General features: G+C 60.5%; 14 protein-coding genes and 1 pseudogene. 7 read left to right on the forward strand and 8 right to left on the reverse strand.

Annotated features, from left to right (window positions below):
- Positions 1–49 precede the first annotated feature (49 nt).
- The 3 genes and pseudogenes from ACTT2I_RS10320 to ACTT2I_RS10330 all read right to left on the reverse strand — a co-directional run.
- A complete protein-coding gene (locus ACTT2I_RS10320; protein WP_421100732.1) occupies positions 50–436 on the reverse strand; it encodes a hypothetical protein in 387 nt (128 codons plus the stop codon).
- A gap of 121 nt (positions 437–557) precedes the next feature.
- Positions 558–1,217, reverse strand: coding sequence for a LysR substrate-binding domain-containing protein (locus ACTT2I_RS10325; RefSeq protein ID WP_354286412.1), 660 nt, complete (start codon positions 1,215–1,217; stop codon positions 558–560).
- A 51-nt stretch (positions 1,218–1,268) separates the two neighbouring features.
- Positions 1,269–1,448 (reverse strand): annotated as a pseudogene (locus ACTT2I_RS10330) (helix-turn-helix domain-containing protein); the annotation flags it as partial.
- 83 nt (positions 1,449–1,531) lie between these two features.
- On the opposite strand from ACTT2I_RS10330, the gene ACTT2I_RS10335 reads away from it, so the two are divergent.
- Together ACTT2I_RS10335 and ACTT2I_RS10340 are read left to right on the forward strand one after the other, a co-directional pair.
- Positions 1,532–2,116 carry a LysE family translocator gene (locus ACTT2I_RS10335; RefSeq protein WP_421100733.1) on the forward strand — a complete coding sequence of 195 codons (585 nt, stop codon included), beginning with the start codon at positions 1,532–1,534 and terminating at the stop codon, positions 2,114–2,116.
- 18 nt (positions 2,117–2,134) lie between these two features.
- The gene (locus tag ACTT2I_RS10340; RefSeq protein WP_421100734.1) at positions 2,135–2,857 is read left to right on the forward strand and encodes an NADPH-dependent FMN reductase; all 723 of its coding nucleotides are present in this window, start codon (positions 2,135–2,137) and stop codon (positions 2,855–2,857) included.
- Positions 2,858–3,257: 400 nt separating this feature from the next.
- Here ACTT2I_RS10340 and ACTT2I_RS10345 read toward each other — a convergent pair whose 3' ends face one another.
- Both ACTT2I_RS10345 and ACTT2I_RS10350 read right to left on the reverse strand, forming a co-directional pair.
- Entirely contained in the window at positions 3,258–3,863 is a 606-nt protein-coding gene (locus tag ACTT2I_RS10345; RefSeq protein ID WP_088434332.1) for a hypothetical protein, read from the reverse strand.
- A 743-nt stretch (positions 3,864–4,606) separates the two neighbouring features.
- Positions 4,607–5,152 (reverse strand): hypothetical protein, encoded by a 546-nt coding sequence (locus tag ACTT2I_RS10350; protein WP_293980111.1) that lies wholly within the window; start codon positions 5,150–5,152, stop codon positions 4,607–4,609.
- Between the two features lie 284 nt (positions 5,153–5,436).
- Here ACTT2I_RS10350 and ACTT2I_RS10355 point away from each other — a divergent pair, with 284 nt between their 5' ends.
- Together ACTT2I_RS10355 and ACTT2I_RS10360 are read left to right on the forward strand one after the other, a co-directional pair.
- Complete coding sequence (locus tag ACTT2I_RS10355) at positions 5,437–6,978, forward strand: EAL domain-containing protein (RefSeq protein WP_443096633.1); 1,542 nt, start codon at positions 5,437–5,439, stop codon at positions 6,976–6,978.
- 443 nt (positions 6,979–7,421) lie between these two features.
- On the forward strand, positions 7,422–9,002 hold the full coding sequence (locus tag ACTT2I_RS10360; protein ID WP_088434119.1) for a sensor domain-containing diguanylate cyclase: 1,581 nt from the start codon (positions 7,422–7,424) through the stop codon (positions 9,000–9,002).
- A gap of 205 nt (positions 9,003–9,207) precedes the next feature.
- Here ACTT2I_RS10360 and ACTT2I_RS10365 read toward each other — a convergent pair whose 3' ends face one another.
- Together ACTT2I_RS10365 and ACTT2I_RS10370 are read right to left on the reverse strand one after the other, a co-directional pair.
- Positions 9,208–9,642 (reverse strand): ankyrin repeat domain-containing protein, encoded by a 435-nt coding sequence (locus tag ACTT2I_RS10365; protein ID WP_088434120.1) that lies wholly within the window; start codon positions 9,640–9,642, stop codon positions 9,208–9,210.
- Positions 9,643–9,886: 244 nt separating this feature from the next.
- Positions 9,887–10,225 carry a helix-turn-helix domain-containing protein gene (locus ACTT2I_RS10370; protein WP_088434121.1) on the reverse strand — a complete coding sequence of 113 codons (339 nt, stop codon included), beginning with the start codon at positions 10,223–10,225 and terminating at the stop codon, positions 9,887–9,889.
- A 111-nt stretch (positions 10,226–10,336) separates the two neighbouring features.
- On the opposite strand from ACTT2I_RS10370, the gene ACTT2I_RS10375 reads away from it, so the two are divergent.
- Genes ACTT2I_RS10375 through ACTT2I_RS10385 form a run of 3 tightly spaced genes read left to right on the forward strand, consistent with a single transcriptional unit; the run spans position 10,337 to position 11,810 of the window.
- The gene (locus tag ACTT2I_RS10375) at positions 10,337–11,110 is read left to right on the forward strand and encodes a hypothetical protein (RefSeq protein ID WP_443096634.1); all 774 of its coding nucleotides are present in this window, start codon (positions 10,337–10,339) and stop codon (positions 11,108–11,110) included.
- A gap of 41 nt (positions 11,111–11,151) precedes the next feature.
- Complete coding sequence (locus ACTT2I_RS10380; RefSeq protein WP_399622516.1) at positions 11,152–11,457, forward strand: hypothetical protein; 306 nt, start codon at positions 11,152–11,154, stop codon at positions 11,455–11,457.
- Positions 11,454–11,810 carry a hypothetical protein gene (locus ACTT2I_RS10385; RefSeq protein ID WP_443096635.1) on the forward strand — a complete coding sequence of 119 codons (357 nt, stop codon included), beginning with the start codon at positions 11,454–11,456 and terminating at the stop codon, positions 11,808–11,810. Before ACTT2I_RS10380 ends, ACTT2I_RS10385 begins: the two co-directional genes overlap by 4 nt.
- A gap of 703 nt (positions 11,811–12,513) precedes the next feature.
- Here the strand turns inward: ACTT2I_RS10385 and ACTT2I_RS10390 are convergent.
- Positions 12,514–13,092, reverse strand: a complete 579-nt coding sequence (locus ACTT2I_RS10390; RefSeq protein WP_443096636.1) for a hypothetical protein — start codon at positions 13,090–13,092, stop codon at positions 12,514–12,516.
- Positions 13,093–14,903 lie beyond the last annotated feature (1,811 nt).

Consider the following 14,903-nt stretch of genomic DNA (forward strand, 5'->3'; position numbering starts at 1 on the left):
CGAAGTTGGATTCGTTTCCGTCGTGAACCTTTTGCGGCAGCGACCTAACCTACACCTGCAACGCATGTACCGCAGCACCTTCCGTGTAACGCTGATCCGCAATGGGTGTCGGCGTTTCCTTTTTGCTGGCCGCTCTCGGCTTCTTAGCTGGCCGCGGGCCGCGACCAAGGTCCCTTGAGGAGGCGATCAGTTGCGCCACACGGTGGTGAATGGCGGAGCCGCTGCCTGCCCCAAAGCCCACGAAGAAAAGCCAATACCCGTCCAAACGCACGGCGACCTCCTCCATGCCCGGCGTCGAATCGACGATACGGCAGAGGCCCTCCACCCACTCGGTTGGCGGTTGTTGGTCGAGCTGGGCAACAACGGCCACTTCGCCAGCGTCCAAGTCCATCACTTCAATGCGCACAACTTCGGGAGCCGGATTGCTGCTGGCCATCGGGGCTGTCTCTGGGGGGTCTTTGGCCGGAGTATCCACAGTGATCGCCAAGGCGTCGTCAACGCCTCATGACAGCGGCGTCAAGGCACAACCAGTGCTGCTCCCCGCGAAGCGCCCCATCTCACGCGGCCTGTTCCTTGAGCCAAGCGACCACAGTGGTAATGGCATGGCGGCGTGACCGTGCGTCAACCGACAGGTTGGGACGGACAATCCAGTAGGCATTGGGGACACGCACTTCCTTCGAACCAAAGGGCCTGAAGAGGGTTCCTTCTTTCACTGAAGCCTCAGCCAATCGACCGCGGGCAAGCGCCACCCCATGACCCAGCTCGGCTGAGCGAAGCACAAGATCGGAAGAGGCGAGTCGAGCCCCGCTGGCCAGTGACAAGGTTGAGGGACCATACGTGCGACGCCACTGCTCCCAGCTTGCGGAAGGATCCCGGTCATGAAGCAGGTTCATCTTAATCAGGAAATCTTTCTCGGGATGGTGCGGCTGATTGCTCCAGATCGTCGGGCTCACAACCGGATAAAGCAATTCATCCATAAGGGGCTCGCATTGCAATCCAGGCCAAGGGCCTCTACCCATGCGGATCGCCAAGTCCACGTCCTGGAACGAGTTGTCCACGCGCTGATTGACCAGCACGGACAACTCCACTCTTGGATGCGCTCGCGCAAGGGAAGGCAGCCGGGGAAGCAGCCACCGGGTGGCAAAGGACGGCGCGACGCCCACCGTCACTGAATAGACGGAGTTCGCCTCGCGGGCCGCCTCGACGGCATTGGCCATCTCCAGCAGCTGGGTTTGCAGACGGCTAGCCAGTTGCGCGCCTTGGGGCGTAGGGGCCCAGGGCCCGGAATCGCGCTCAACAAGTGGTATGCCCATCCAAGCCTCGAGCTCGGCGAGGTAACGACTGACGGAGGAATGGGAAACGCCCAATTCGCGAGCCGCCGCCCGCACACCACCGTGGGCACATGCCAGAGCGAACGCGCGAAGGGCATTGAGAGGCAAGCGGTCCATGGCCTAAAGAATAGACCAGGTCGGTGCAGGCGCGCACCAGTATCTAGCTCAAGAATGGGCGTATCAGATGAAGGCGCAACCCTATGATCTTCAACTCATTCGCCGGTGCTGCGAGCGTGGTCTTGGTGGCTGCATTAAGCCCGGGGCCGAATAATGTCGTGGTGCTTCGGGCAGCAGCGGCTGGAGACGGCTCCCGCGCCTGGCCGGCCATTGGTGGCGTTGTCTGCGGGGGAATCGCGATGCTGGCAGGGACCATTGCGGCGGGTTCTGCCGTGCTAACGACGCCTCATTTTCGTTTGGGCGTCGCCATTGCGGGCGCCACCTACCTAGCTTGGCTAGGACTCACAATGATGCGTGGCTCGGCGAGCCCAGGCAAAGACTCTCCCCTGCCAGCTGGGTTCTATGGCGTGTTTGTATTCCAGTTCTCGAATCCCAAAAGCTGGGTGATGGTTCTGTCCCTCGTTGCCGCATTTCCACCAATGGGTGGGGCAATGACGTTTGCCTGGCTGGCGCCCATCTTTGTGGTGATTCCCACCGCATGCCTGCTCTTGTGGGCGGTAGCAGGTCGTCGTCTTGCCGGGATTCTGCGCACACCTGAGTCGCAGCGTCGACTTGACCAAGCGATGGGCGCTGCGTTGATCACGGCTGCGGCCCTTCTTTTGCTTTGATACCCAAGGAGCCACCCCATGGCATGCCCCGCTACTTCAATCCACGTCCTCGCTGTCGCTGGCAGTCTGAGACGGGACAGCTACAACCGACAACTCTTGAATGCGGCCGCCCAGATGGCACCGCCTCAGATGATCTTGAAGGTGCACGACACCATTGCCGACATTCCTATGTTTGACGAGGATCTGGAGGCCACGGGGGAACGCGGACTAGGCGGGGTTGCTCGTTTGCGCGAGGCCATCGCGGCAGCTGACGCGATACTGATAGCCACGCCCGAGTACAACCAGTCTCTGCCAGGCGTCCTGAAGAACACCATCGACTGGCTTTCCCGGAGCGGCGCAGCCGGTCCAGCCTTCGCGGGAAAGCCTGTGGCCATAACAGGAGCGACCGTGGGGCCTTGGGGCACCCGCTTGGCACAAGCACAGCTGCGGCACGCCCTGACGGCCGTGGGTGCCTTAACGATGCCGACGCCCCAGCTCTTCATCGCAGACGCCCCGCGCTCGTTCGATGTCCGCCAGGGCAATTTGGACGGTTCAATGGAGCTACGTCTCAGCAATTTTCTGCTGGCTTTCGAGAAGTGGATACGGCGCCTGCGCCCTGCTGTGCGGCCGACTGATCAAACAGAGGCTGGCCCTCGATATGAGAAGCACAATTGCCCAAGGGCGGCGTTCTTCCATATTCAGCCACCGAGTCAGTGGGATCAAGCCCCTAGAGCGGCGGCGACTCTGCATGGCGGAGAGTGAGACACCTGTCCAACGTCATAAGTATGGAAAAGGACTGCCAGAGGATGGTCAGGGCAGACAAAGAGCACCGCACTGCGCAAAAGATCAGTCGCCAAGCTACCGGTCATTTCCTTTGGTGCTTTCCCGCGCAGCCCGTATGGCGTGCCCCGCGAGAGCCTCGGCTGCCAAAAGCGCGTCTTTCAAAGACGGAAACGGGCGCCTCAAGTCCAGAAGAGCGCGGCCTGCGTCCGGAGTAACGGCAAGCAGTACCCATCGATCAGGGGCGTCTTGCCAAACTTCGGCCAGATACCCTGTGTCCTCCGTCGCCAAACGAACGGAGTAGAACCGTTCATCCGATTGATCTGTCCCCAAGCCACCCTCCACACGTAATTGGGCCGGCCCCACCCCTGGGCCCAGCACGTCACTCAGCCGATTGTATCGCCCAAGAAGTGTGTCCCAACACATCGAGCACGGCCTCCGCCCCGCCGGCGGCGTCCCAGATGTTAAGCAGGCCTTTGTTGACCTCCGCCGCCACCTTCTCCAGCTGAACTAAGTTGTGGAGCGGTCGAAAGTGCCGCTGCACTGCCGCGTGGACATCAAACCTAGGATCTGCGTCCTCATCCACTGACACGTCCTCATCCAGCGGGACTGGGCTTGAGCTTGGAGTCAGGAGCTGGCGCTTGGCCTCGAACAATGCGCTGACGTGTATCCACGGCTCTTGGTTGTAGTCCACGTCCACCCCAACCTCGTGGCCAATCAGTTCCAGCTTGCGGAGCACGGCCTTCTCCACAAGGGGCTTAGCGCCCGAAGCCCAGCGGTCGGGGAACAAATCCGGTCCCAGGGTCTGGCAGAACGCCTCGACCGCGAAAGCCGTCAGAACGACGGCGCCGGTAACCACATGCAGCTTGGATGCGCCCTGTTCGCGGGCTGCCCGTCTCAGAACCCGGGCAGCGTGGTTCAGCTCTGGCCACGGGTGATAGGAAGCTTCACCCACCGCTCTAACCTTCTTCTTGATGTTCACTTGCATGCCCCCCTTTCCGGCGGCGGGAGTATGCCAGACGGCATGGCGCTTCTCACCCCGGCCAGCGGGCGATTCCCTTCAAAAATGTGACGCGCATCGCCTGGGTTTTTAGCGGCGCCGAGCACCAACGTCACTTTCGGAAGACCCTTCCGATGGGCCCGGTTTGACATCTTGGTCGCCTCAGTCGGCGTTCGGATTCCACGTTCCATTACCCATCAAGGCAGACGCTAGCCCGCTCCAACCTGCATCGTCAGCTAGGCGGTCGCCGAGTCCGTGGTCCGAAAGAGGGCTGTGTCGGTTCCCAAGCTGTCGAGAACACGCTCGTTGCGGCTCTTTGGCGAACATCGTCCGGGGACTGCCCACAACCCTTCTTTGTTTCTTTCAACCTCCCAGTCTGCCCCAGCCAAGGACAAATGATGGAGGTGAGGCCGACGGGCAGCCCGATGGATGGCATCGGCTAGCGCTTCCATTTCACTTCCAAACCAGCGGTAACCGTTGACGCAGATGGCGATGGGCTGATCCGACGGATGCGGATAATGCGGGAGGATCTCCTGCATCTGCTCGGCGGCTATCCCGACGGTGAGGTCCAGGAACATGGGCGTAGAAGCCCAATGAGCCATCGCGGAGCGGGCACTGGGGGTCATAGCTGATCCAAAGGGAGACCGGGGATGAACGGCAATAGTCCGATCGCGGGAGTACAGAGGCCGTGAGCGTCTCCATACTGGATAACACCGCTTCGGTGGGGCGACTCATCCCCCTGCCTCGTGACCTTCTGTTTCCCCCGCTTCCGGCGCCGAGGCAGCCCCTCCTGTGTTGCCCTCGGAAGGACCCTTCTTCAGTCCCTGCAGTTCCGCCAAAACTACCATCAAACCTTGATCGCTCTCCAAGGCCAGGTCATAGCGACTGCGCCGGGAGTGGTCGCGCTCGCTTATCCATGCCCGCCCACCCACCCCCAAGATGAAGTCAGTTGCGTCCATTAGCGATTCAAGGCGGGCGGCACGTGACTTGCGATCCAACTCTGCCTGATGGGCTTCAACCAGGGTCAACCTGCCTGAGAGAAACCATTGCCGTGGGCTGCCCGCCACGGCCTCGTCCCCAAGTAGCCTTGCCGCAAGGCACTCCAATAGCTGAGCAGTATCCAAGAGCCTCAGCCGCTTTTCTTCCCGGGTCAGGTATGGGGTTCGTTGTCCAGGCACGAATGGGCCCGGATGGGTCTCATCCAGCAAAACGGACGCTCGTTCACGAGCCTTCTGACACAGCGTTGCTTTGTCGCTGCCTGCGTAGGGATTCTTCATGCTGCGATCCTGACTTTACTGCTGGGGGCACAGTGAAGCGGCCCGAAAGCAGTGGCCGGTCTATCGCCGCCGCAGAAAACCTAAATAGGCCACCGCCTGCCGACCACCAACTTACGGCCAATCCCCACTGCCTTCAAGCACCGGGCGGACACAACCCGCGACACCCTACTCCCTGACACTCAAGAGAGCGCCCCCTCCTTCCACCTGGCGGCACAAAGTGCTATCAAATACCAGCGTTGGCGAGCACCTCCAAGCACATCCATTGCTTCCCAAGGCTCAAACAGATGCGCAAACGCAACAGGACCCAAGACGGCTTAGCTTTGGCAGCGGCCGTCGGGTTGACGATGTTGACCACTCTCGTAATCGCGCAGGCGGTTCTCTACGTGCAAGACGTCGAACGCGCGTCTGCGGCCGCCCGACTGGCAGTTGGTCAGGCAGAAGTGATCGCGCGCAGCAGCGCCGCAGCCGCCAAGCAAGCCTTGGCAACACGCGGAGAAGATTGCTCCGACACAGACCTGCGAAACCTCAAAGCCATCGCCTTCAGTTCCAGCTACATGAGCGACGTGGGAAAGGTTCGCGACGGCCAAATCGTCTGCACGGCCCTATGGGGAGCCTTGGAGCCCCCCATGGTCTTGCCTGCCCCCAGGTTTCAGCGAAACGGAGCCGGCATTTGGAGGTCGTCTGACGTGCTCCATTCCCCCTACATCGCCACGAACATCGTGGTCCGGGGCAACGTCGCTACGGTGACTTCCCCGTCTGCATTTGACAATGTAGATCCGTCCAGGACCAGCCGCATTGTGATCGCCACAGCCAATGGCGAATACACGTTTAGGTCAGTTGAACCTGTCGCTAACGCACGGGACTGGCATCGAAACGACACGCTTGAGCGCAGCTATTGCAGCGACACGGTCGGAGTCTGCGCAGCAGTTACTTCACCGCGCACCGCGCTGTGGTCGTTGCCCTCCCACCTGCTCGCGACTTTTGCTGGCTTGGGACTGGTCACCGGCCTGTGCTTGGGGTGGATGGCAATCCGCTATCGCAACTTGGAAAGGAGCCTAGAGCAACGCCTACAGAGTGCGATAGAAAGCGGTGAGTTGACCGTCGTGTTTCAGCCCCTTCGAAAGATATCCGACGGATCCACCGTTGGCTTCGAGGCGCTCGCCAGGTGGCATATCTCCCCCGAGGAGGAGATCGGTCCGGACATCTTTGTGCCCCTCGCCCAAGTCAATGGCTTTGGCCCTGTGCTTTCAAGATACGTCCTCGCCACCGCGCTTGATGACATCGAAGGAGTTCTTCTACCGGATGCCGAGCTCTACGTCTGCATCAACGTGGAGCCGGAGGATATTGCAGATGGCTCCTTCCCCGACTACGCGCTGAGCCAAGTTGAGAGTCGGCATTTGAGGCCGTTCCAAGTCTGTTTTGAAGTGACCGAACGCAACGATATCGTGACGCCAGAATTTTTCAAAAACATGGCGCTCCTTCAAGGGGCAGGCTTTCGATTCCTCATCGATGATTTCGGAACGGGCCATTCGAACTTCTCCCACTTAGCTCGCACGAGCTTCAATGGCATCAAGATTGATCGTTTGTTTACGGGGGCCATTACGACCGACTCTCCGCTTCGTTCTGTTCTTCCCGCCGTTTATGAGCTAGCACTCAAGTTGAACCTGGACGTGACCATCGAGGGCATTGAAACGTCGGCCGAGGCGGCCATGCTCCGCAGCCTCGCCCCGGAGGCGATTGGCCAAGGGTGGTTCTTCGGCCGGCCCGTAAATGCGCGAGAACTCGCCAGCCGACGCGCGCCACTGGACGCAGTGCTTGACTCTTGAATGAACTCCTCACCGCCTTTCCACGCTCTGTCTACATCTTGGATGGAATGATCGATACTGCCTTGGGTCATCCAACTTAGACCCGAGGCCGGCCGCGCGCCGCTGGATTGCCCGCCCACGATGTTCTCCCCCAGATGATCGTGGTGAGTTTCAGGCAATGACGCCCCATTGGTGGCCGTCGTGACCAGCGGGCGCGGCACTTTTTTGCAAGGCTGATCCTGCACCCGGGGTCTCAACCGCTGTGTGCTTAACCATTAAGGGCTAGATCGCGTCAGTGGCGTTGCCGTTAATGCCGTTTGTTCATCGTCTGTCAGTCATCGTAGGCTTGAGTTAGATAAGAGACGCAGCCGACACCCCATTGCCTGGCGCCCCTGCCCTCAACACCGAATCTTGTGCTGCTGGCCTGAGGCAATTATGGAATCGTACGAAGGGACGCAGGACATATGAGGAAGATCGCCAAACACCTTAATCTCCAACGGTTGATCGTCGGGCTCGCCATTCTCTCAGCTGGGGTCATGTTGGCAAATGCGGTGTTTGCGGCGTATCAGGTCCAACGCGAGCAGCTGATCAATAACGCACTTGAGTCCAACCGCGTCTATGCCCACAAGCTCGCGCAGACCACCCATAATTTTCTGGTATCGACCCAGCAGCAGCTGGAATACAGCGCACGGGCCATTGGAGCCGGAGGCATTGGCAGTGGCGTCGATTCCGCAGAGGCACATCGACTGCAATCCCAGACAAATGCGTTCAACTCGGTTGTGGTGGTGGACAACCAAGGACGAGTGACGGCATCTTCCCCGACCCTACCGCAGATCGACGGCCAGGTTCTTTCCAGCTTAGCCAACTCCTTAGCGATCGCCAGTCGCGCCCCGCTCGTGAGCAACCCCTACGTTTCTGCGACCGGCAAGTTGGTCCTGACCATCTCGCAACCAATCTTTGACCCGTCTGGGGGTTACCAAGGCTACATCAGCGCTTCAATCCACTTGAAGGAGCCCAACGTGCTCCATACCCTACTTGGAACGCACTACTACCGGGACGGGTCGTATCTTTACGTCGTAGGCCAGGACGGAAAGCTTCTCTATCACCCCGAACCTGACCGGGTGGGCGAATCGGCGTTAAAAAATGAAGTGGTCAAGGCCGTTTCTCGCGGAGAAGCCGGTGCCATGCCCACGATCAACAGCCATGGGGTGCATATGTTGGCCGGGTATGCGCCTATCCCAGCCGTGCATTGGGGCATCGTTTCTCAACGTCCCGTCGAGGCTACCCTGCGGCCGCTGACACGCCTGATGAACACTGTGCTGCTCAACGCCGCCCCTCTGGGCATCCTCTCGCTTCTGCTGATCTGGGTGGTTTCCCGGCGCATTTCACGGCCGTTGTGGCAGCTGGCATCGACGGCCCAGAACAGCGATGTATCTCAGGCGATTCTGACCGTGACTGCGGTTGATACTTGGTATTACGAAGCAGATGAACTACAGAAGGCCGTGCTGATCAGTTTCAATGCGTTCAACGACCGAATTGGTCGGCTGGACCAGGCCGTACTGACCGATCCTCTGACCGGCTTGCTCAACCGCCGGGGTCTGGAAAGAGCGCTAGGTTTTCTGTCCAACTCTGGAACGCGGTTTGCGATCATTGCCTTGGACATTGACCATTTCAAGAAGGTCAATGACCGCCACGGTCATGAGGTAGGCGACGGGGTAATTGCGGGTGTGGCCGATCTGATGCGGCAAAACTCCCGGGCAGAAGATGTCCTCTGTCGCATCGGGGGCGAGGAATTCTTGCTGCTGTTGCCCGACGTGAGCGCTGAGACCGCTGAGTTCGTCGCCGAGCGGCTCCGCAGAAGCATCCACGACCACGCATTCCCCATCGTCGGCAGCATCACTGTCTCCATGGGCGTCAGTCATTTCCCAGAAACACACGAGGACGCCGACCACGCCATTCGGCAGGCCGACAAGGCCCTATACAAGGCTAAGGGCGAGGGGCGCGATCGGGTGGTCAGCTATCGCCGCAGGAGGGCGGATCGTTAAGTCAGGGGCCGCTGGCTGCTGCCCGCAAGCTCATGCGGTAGGTCCAGCACGTCCGGCGCTGCTACCGCTGAACGCCGCTGTGCATGACGTGCGAGGCGCCGGTCCAAGCGCCTCGCCGTCGCTGCCAGCAATGCCCGCTCATCTGGGAGGGAGCCCGCCCTAGACAGCAACAACAGCGCCTGCGCGAGGTTGAACAACCACATGGTCACCCTGCTCCACGGCTTAACAGAAAAGCAACGAACTGCGTCTGGTCGGCCTCCTTGGCGTGTTCCAGCGGATCACCTTCATTGACATCCGCGCCGCGGTCGAGCAACAGGGTCGCGAGCCTGATCTTTTCGTCAGTGTTCAAGAGGTCGTCTCGAGCGAGCCACACCAAAGCCGGCTCGTCGTCTTCGTCTTCGGTGCAGGGGTATGCGTCGGCCGCAATACCGGCATCCAAGAGGGCAGCCACCAGGTGCAGATCTGCGCCGAGGCATGCGTGATGAAGCTGGGGGAACGGAAGCTCTTGCCCCCTGGCGTGAAGGGGCGGAGGCAACCCGTCCAAGGCCTCGTGCATCTCGTCGAAGATCGCTTTGAAATCGGGATTTGTCGCGTATGCCTTGCCCCAGCCCGATATTTCAGCTCTTGCTTCCATGTCCATCCGACGCTCCCTATTGATTGTCACAGATACAACTTGGCTCAGCCCACGAACTGAAGACTACCGCTCATGGGCCCGACGAAGCCCTTCTTGCCGTAACGTTCCCGGGCGCCTCATCGACTAACGGCGGCAGATAGGGGTTTCTTGAGGCAACACCCGCCCAAGCCGTATGCAAGGCCGAGGGAGGTGGTTCACAACACAAGCCTTTTAATCGGTCCTGCTGCAAGAAGCCGCAAGCGGGCGAACCTCAGCCCTTGGTCTTGCCAGCAAACTCCTTGAGCTTCTCGAGGGCCTCCCTTTGCTTGGCCAAGGGCAGCTTACTCACGAGCAAGATCACCTCGGCCAACACGTCTGATGTCGCGTGGAAATACGCGACCGGCAAACCGAGCGCTTTTGCCAACGCCTCAGACGTAGCTGGATCCGGGTCGTGCTGCCCGGTTTCGTAGCGGCTCACCCTGGTCGCCCCAGAGACTGAGTCCACCATCCCAATGCGCTCGGCCAGTTGTGCCTGCGTCCAGCCTCGAGCAATCCGCGCACTGCGCAGTCGTTTGCCGTAGATCGTCGAGGGCGTCTTGGGTTGCGGCATCCGAAAACTTGCACCACAGCTGAATTCCCTCTCAGTTTGACGGTTGGAACTCGGTTGCACATCTGCGATTATCGTAAATGCCGCCGGGTTGGCGGTCTACAGGGGCTGCATATGAAGCACTCACGACACGGAGCGGTCGCCTCGCTCCTTGCACTGTCTTTCTCCCTCCCCGTCCTCGCCCAGGAAGAGGTGCCGGCGGCTCCGAACAAGCCCGGCTTCTTCCGTCAGCTTGGGACCAGCCTCAAGGACGCCGGGCAGCAGGCCATCGGCGTCAAGTCCTCCCCCACGAACCGGGCGCCCCCTGGACGCTCGAACGGCTTGGGAGCTGCCTACACGCCTCTCAGTGGAGCTGGCAAGCTGCCCAACCTCTTCAGGGCGGACAACCACCAACAGGCTCAGCTTGGGAAGCTTGATTGGCCGAGGGTGGCGCTGACCTTCCAGGAATGGGGTGCTTCCCTGCCGTGTTGGACCATTGAGGCCAGGATTTGGACAAGCCCGACTGCGTCGACCACCGAGACATTTAAGGCATGCTCGGATGCCCCACTGAAGGAGACCGACGACCTCGGTGAAGTCGCCGAGCTCAACGACGCGGCGCTTTGGAAGGGGAAAGACACCCTGCGCGGCATCCGTGTCCTGCCCAGCAAACCAAACACCGGTGCTCAACGGTCGACCGGACCGAACCCGCCGGCGCAGCCGTTCCAGGTCAATGTGAGCCGCGACGCCGTCGCCAATCGTGCGGTGGAGCTCTCCCTTCGCGTGGCTTGGGTCACTGGGCTCGTCCAGACCGCTGACCTTCACCCGGGTCCCTCGGGAATCCTGACGCCATTCAAGGACACCAGGATGTGGATCGCGGGGTTCCGGCCCGATGGCAACCGCGACCGTTGAACACCGGGCCCTGAGCGCCCACCAATAGGAAGAGAATCGACATGAAGGCATGGATCCTGGCCGCTGCGGCGGCCCTCTGCTTGACCGCCTGCAGCGGCGAGCCCTCCGCGGCAGAAGCCCGGCAGGCCCTGGCTGATCTCATGGCGCAAAGCGCCTCGGCCCCCGTCGTCATGATCGACGGGTTCACCCTGACCGGCTGCAAGAAGGCCGACGACATGGAAGGCTACCGGTGCGACACGCGAGGCACCGTCGTGATGGACATGATGGGCAACCGGGTGCCGCTGCCGATCAACAAAAACCTGCGCTATGCGAAGGCAAACGGCACTTGGAGGGCCTACGCTCAATGAAGAGCCGTCCTCTTTCCTCCCACTTTGACGGGCCGGCGTTGAATGCGCCCCGGCAGAAGAAGCTGATGACCCCACGAAGCCGCTTCTTCGTGTGGTATGCCTGCTCCCTCATCCTGCTTGGTCCGCTTGGCTTCGTGGTGGGACCGCTCGGGGCGAGCTACATGACCAGGCGCGCCGAACGTGCATTTCCCAAAGAGGCCTACGCGGCTAGAGAAGGCGATTTGGGATTCAACGTGGGGCAGTGGTGGATCATGGGTCTTCTCACCGTCCTTGGCGGCATCGGAACGCTCGTTCTGCTCCAAGCGCTGCCCATGCTCGCATTGGTGCTGTGGGCGCAGTTGGCTAACGGGTGAGCAAACGGGGCCAGACAAAGTTCGCCCGGTCTCGGTGCACTCGGTTGCCGGGCCGGTCACCCACCCTTCCCCGCCGCTAGCCTGCGCAACGTCACGCCGTGAACCCCGAGAGCTCGGCGTGACGGGAGGGCTTAGACACAACCGCGCCGAGCAGAGCACACCAATGGCAAGAAGCCAACAGCTGCTGCGCGGCTCGGTGTCTTCACAGACGACGACACAGAGTTGACCGAACACTCACCGTTGGCAAACTTGCCAAGGTGTCTACTCCACGCCAGTTCGTCGAAGCCCGACGAGAGGCCACCGCGAAATGCCATATACAGGCCTTTTCCTCCTGCGCCATGCGTCCGCCGACTGTGACCGCGAAAGTGGCCTGGTAAGTAGGGTCACCGCGGTGAAGGCGACCTGCCTGAGTTGCGAGCGACTGATGGACGCCACCGACTCCCCGGATCTGGAAATCGTTACTGGGGGTGCGATTCTCTATTGCCGGGGCTGCGGGACTCGCCAGGTCATCAGCAATGTGCACTTCGATGAATTCTTGGCTCGCACGCGGAGGGACTGAACCTCAGATGGATGTAGCTGCCTTGCAACGGGCCTAATTTGTGGCTTGGTCGCCCCGCCGCGAGTATGAGCGAGGGCTTCGGCGCGTGCGTTCGCAAGGGACGCCGGATTGGCTTGAACCAGATCGGCTGATGGCGTCCTAGCATCAGATTGCTGCCACATCGGTGATGATCGCCTGTCCGTTGCGCAGATCTGCCACCAGCAGCCGTCCCCCAGCCACGGTCCGACCCACGCTCTCGTTGAGGTAGTCCGCCTGCAGGCGGCCGGCCTCCAGGACGGCCTCAAGTTCGAAGCTGTCCGGACGCCCAGGCAATGGTTCCCCAGGTGACGCTACGCCGCCTTCCAATGGCTGCACCCGTGCCGGACCACCGCCCGCATCCTTGGCATAGGCCGTGGCCATCATCCGGCCGTTCTTTGGTGACCAGCCGCCCAGAACAAGCTCGCTGTGCAGGATGTCCCGCGTCATGCCCGCCTCCACGGCTGCCTGAAGGTAGTACGGCCAAAGGTGGTCCATGACCAGCCCCAGCTCAGCCATGAGCTGCTCCATCGTGAAATCCGCGCGGAAGCTTGCCTTAAGGCACAGCTCGTAGATCTTCAAGAAACACTGGGCGGAGCCACGACTGGCCAGCACCAAGTTGTGCTGAGGGATCAGCAAGAGCTTGGCGCCTGCCGACGGCCTATGAGTCAGCGCGTCTTCGGCCCACGTATCGACCGCGATGAGCACCCGGGAAGCCGACCACTCCGATGTATCAAGCTGCTCTGCAGTAGGGATTGAATATTGTTAGGGAGCAAGTCACGGAGTCGCTTGAGTGGCGCCCATAAGGGCACAGCTAGTCCGCCAGTCGCCCATCGCTTCTTCGGATAACTTGCAAAATATCTAGGACGGACTGACTGCCGGTCGCGCTGCCACCGAACAATCCCGCGCGTGGTGGTTACGGGAGCGGCCCAAACAGCGCCCAGGCACCGACCAGAGGCCTTCCTCGTTAAGCTAAACGTCCCAATCTGAGCCAGCCAGGTTCTCACCGAGACTAGCGGTTCTCCGCGTAGCCCGACGGACGGCGTCAGCAACCGCCTCCATTTCGGAACCAAACCACCGATATCCGTTGACGCAGATGGCCACGGGTTGGTCGCTGGGCTGCGGATAGCCAGGGAGGAGCGCATTCAGCTGCTTGGCCGCTTCGCGGACGGTCAGCTGGCGAAAGCCGGGATGCGCTGCCCAATGATCGAGAAGAAGCACAGCACCAGGAGTCATGGCGGTTTCCTTCACTAGCCGGGCACTCAACACTCACGCTCTGCCGGTAAAGGGTGTGCGAAATTTGTGCTAACCGTGATTCACATCTTTTTCTGCGTCCCAGCGTGTTGCCATGCTGAGCCGCCCCGACGAGGGCGCCTTCGTGCCAAACACAGGCCTTTTCTACCTATATGAAGTGTCAGGCAAGCCTCGGCGAGCCACTGAGGTTACCTGCGAATCGATCAGCTCGGTCCGCGCAGAGTGCCTTTCCTGTCACGAGATGATCAGCATGTCCTCGCCGCCCCTCCTGGTGAACATTGCCGGAGGTGGAGCAGCCCTTCAGTGCCCAAGCTGCGGCGTCAGGCAGGCCGTATCCGGAGCGAGATTTGCGGACCTCATCCAAAGATCTTCCGCTACGCCTCCCACAAGCAATCGTCAGACTTCGTTAGATCAGCTGTGACGTAAGCCAGAGCACATGCAACGGGTGACGAGTCTGGCTGATTAACCCAAGCCGCCAGCCTGAGTCGAAAAGCCCCCCACGTCGTTGACGAGATTTCCAACGATCTGCTTGGCCAGAGCTTCTGCGGCAGTCAAAGCGCCCAAGCATGACGAGGCTCTCCAGTTGATACGATCGGCCACAACGTCTCCGACCTTGAGTGAGAGCAAGGTCCAATCCGCGGCGCTGCTCCTCCAAAGCTCTGCGGAATAGCAATAGCCATCGACGGACAGCTCTACGGTGTAGCAAGCCTCATTGGATCGAGTGCCCATCGGCGTCCTTCGCAATGTCATGATCCGGAAGGCATCTAGTCGACTTTCCCCGGCGTAGCCTCCATGCACGCTCAGCCAATCCCGCAAGACCCAATAAGCAAGCAAATAGCGACGCAACTCCCAGCAGACTGATCAGCAACTTCATGGGGCGCCTCGTGGCGGAAATTACGTTTCTAGAATCGAAATGGATCTCCCGACGAGTTCGAATGTAATTCCAGGACCCCCAATGGAACTGAGACCTGCATCACCATTTCTCGTATGAGATACAAGGAGGCGCCAAAGTTTCGACTCATGGTTCGTCGATAGGCCCACCACTGGGTGAACCTCCTTGGCTGTCTGCCGGATACGCGATGCGTAGGTGCGAAACACGCCACCCTCCATGTGACCTAAAACGGCCACTGTCTCCAGTGACTGCGTATCTCACCGCAAGAAGTGCGGCTTTTCCCTTACCCACGTGCCAAGCCCGAATCTTGTCGTAGGCATATCTGTAACGCGCAACATGCATCCGCATCTGTCCCAGTCATTCGTTTAAGCAC

Source organism: Stenotrophomonas sp. PUT21 (assembly GCF_052232875.1).
Classification (GTDB): domain Bacteria; phylum Pseudomonadota; class Gammaproteobacteria; order Xanthomonadales; family Xanthomonadaceae; genus Stenotrophomonas; species Stenotrophomonas maltophilia_N.

What these genes read in the sequence shown, in the direction of transcription:
- ACTT2I_RS10320 (WP_421100732.1), bottom strand. Translation starts at nt 436, where the DNA reads ATGGCCAGCAGCAATCCGGCTCCCGAAGTTGTGCGCATTGAAGTGATG.
- ACTT2I_RS10325 (WP_354286412.1), bottom strand. Translation starts at nt 1,217, where the DNA reads ATGGCCAATGCCGTCGAGGCGGCCCGCGAGGCGAACTCCGTCTATTCA.
- ACTT2I_RS10335 (WP_421100733.1), top strand. Translation starts at nt 1,532, where the DNA reads ATGATCTTCAACTCATTCGCCGGTGCTGCGAGCGTGGTCTTGGTGGCT.
- ACTT2I_RS10340 (WP_421100734.1), top strand. Translation starts at nt 2,135, where the DNA reads ATGGCATGCCCCGCTACTTCAATCCACGTCCTCGCTGTCGCTGGCAGT.
- ACTT2I_RS10345 (WP_088434332.1), bottom strand. Translation starts at nt 3,863, where the DNA reads ATGCAAGTGAACATCAAGAAGAAGGTTAGAGCGGTGGGTGAAGCTTCC.
- ACTT2I_RS10350 (WP_293980111.1), bottom strand. Translation starts at nt 5,152, where the DNA reads ATGAAGAATCCCTACGCAGGCAGCGACAAAGCAACGCTGTGTCAGAAG.
- ACTT2I_RS10355 (WP_443096633.1), top strand. Translation starts at nt 5,437, where the DNA reads ATGCGCAAACGCAACAGGACCCAAGACGGCTTAGCTTTGGCAGCGGCC.
- ACTT2I_RS10360 (WP_088434119.1), top strand. Translation starts at nt 7,422, where the DNA reads ATGAGGAAGATCGCCAAACACCTTAATCTCCAACGGTTGATCGTCGGG.
- ACTT2I_RS10365 (WP_088434120.1), bottom strand. Translation starts at nt 9,642, where the DNA reads ATGGACATGGAAGCAAGAGCTGAAATATCGGGCTGGGGCAAGGCATAC.
- ACTT2I_RS10370 (WP_088434121.1), bottom strand. Translation starts at nt 10,225, where the DNA reads ATGCCGCAACCCAAGACGCCCTCGACGATCTACGGCAAACGACTGCGC.
- ACTT2I_RS10375 (WP_443096634.1), top strand. Translation starts at nt 10,337, where the DNA reads ATGAAGCACTCACGACACGGAGCGGTCGCCTCGCTCCTTGCACTGTCT.
- ACTT2I_RS10380 (WP_399622516.1), top strand. Translation starts at nt 11,152, where the DNA reads ATGAAGGCATGGATCCTGGCCGCTGCGGCGGCCCTCTGCTTGACCGCC.
- ACTT2I_RS10385 (WP_443096635.1), top strand. Translation starts at nt 11,454, where the DNA reads ATGAAGAGCCGTCCTCTTTCCTCCCACTTTGACGGGCCGGCGTTGAAT.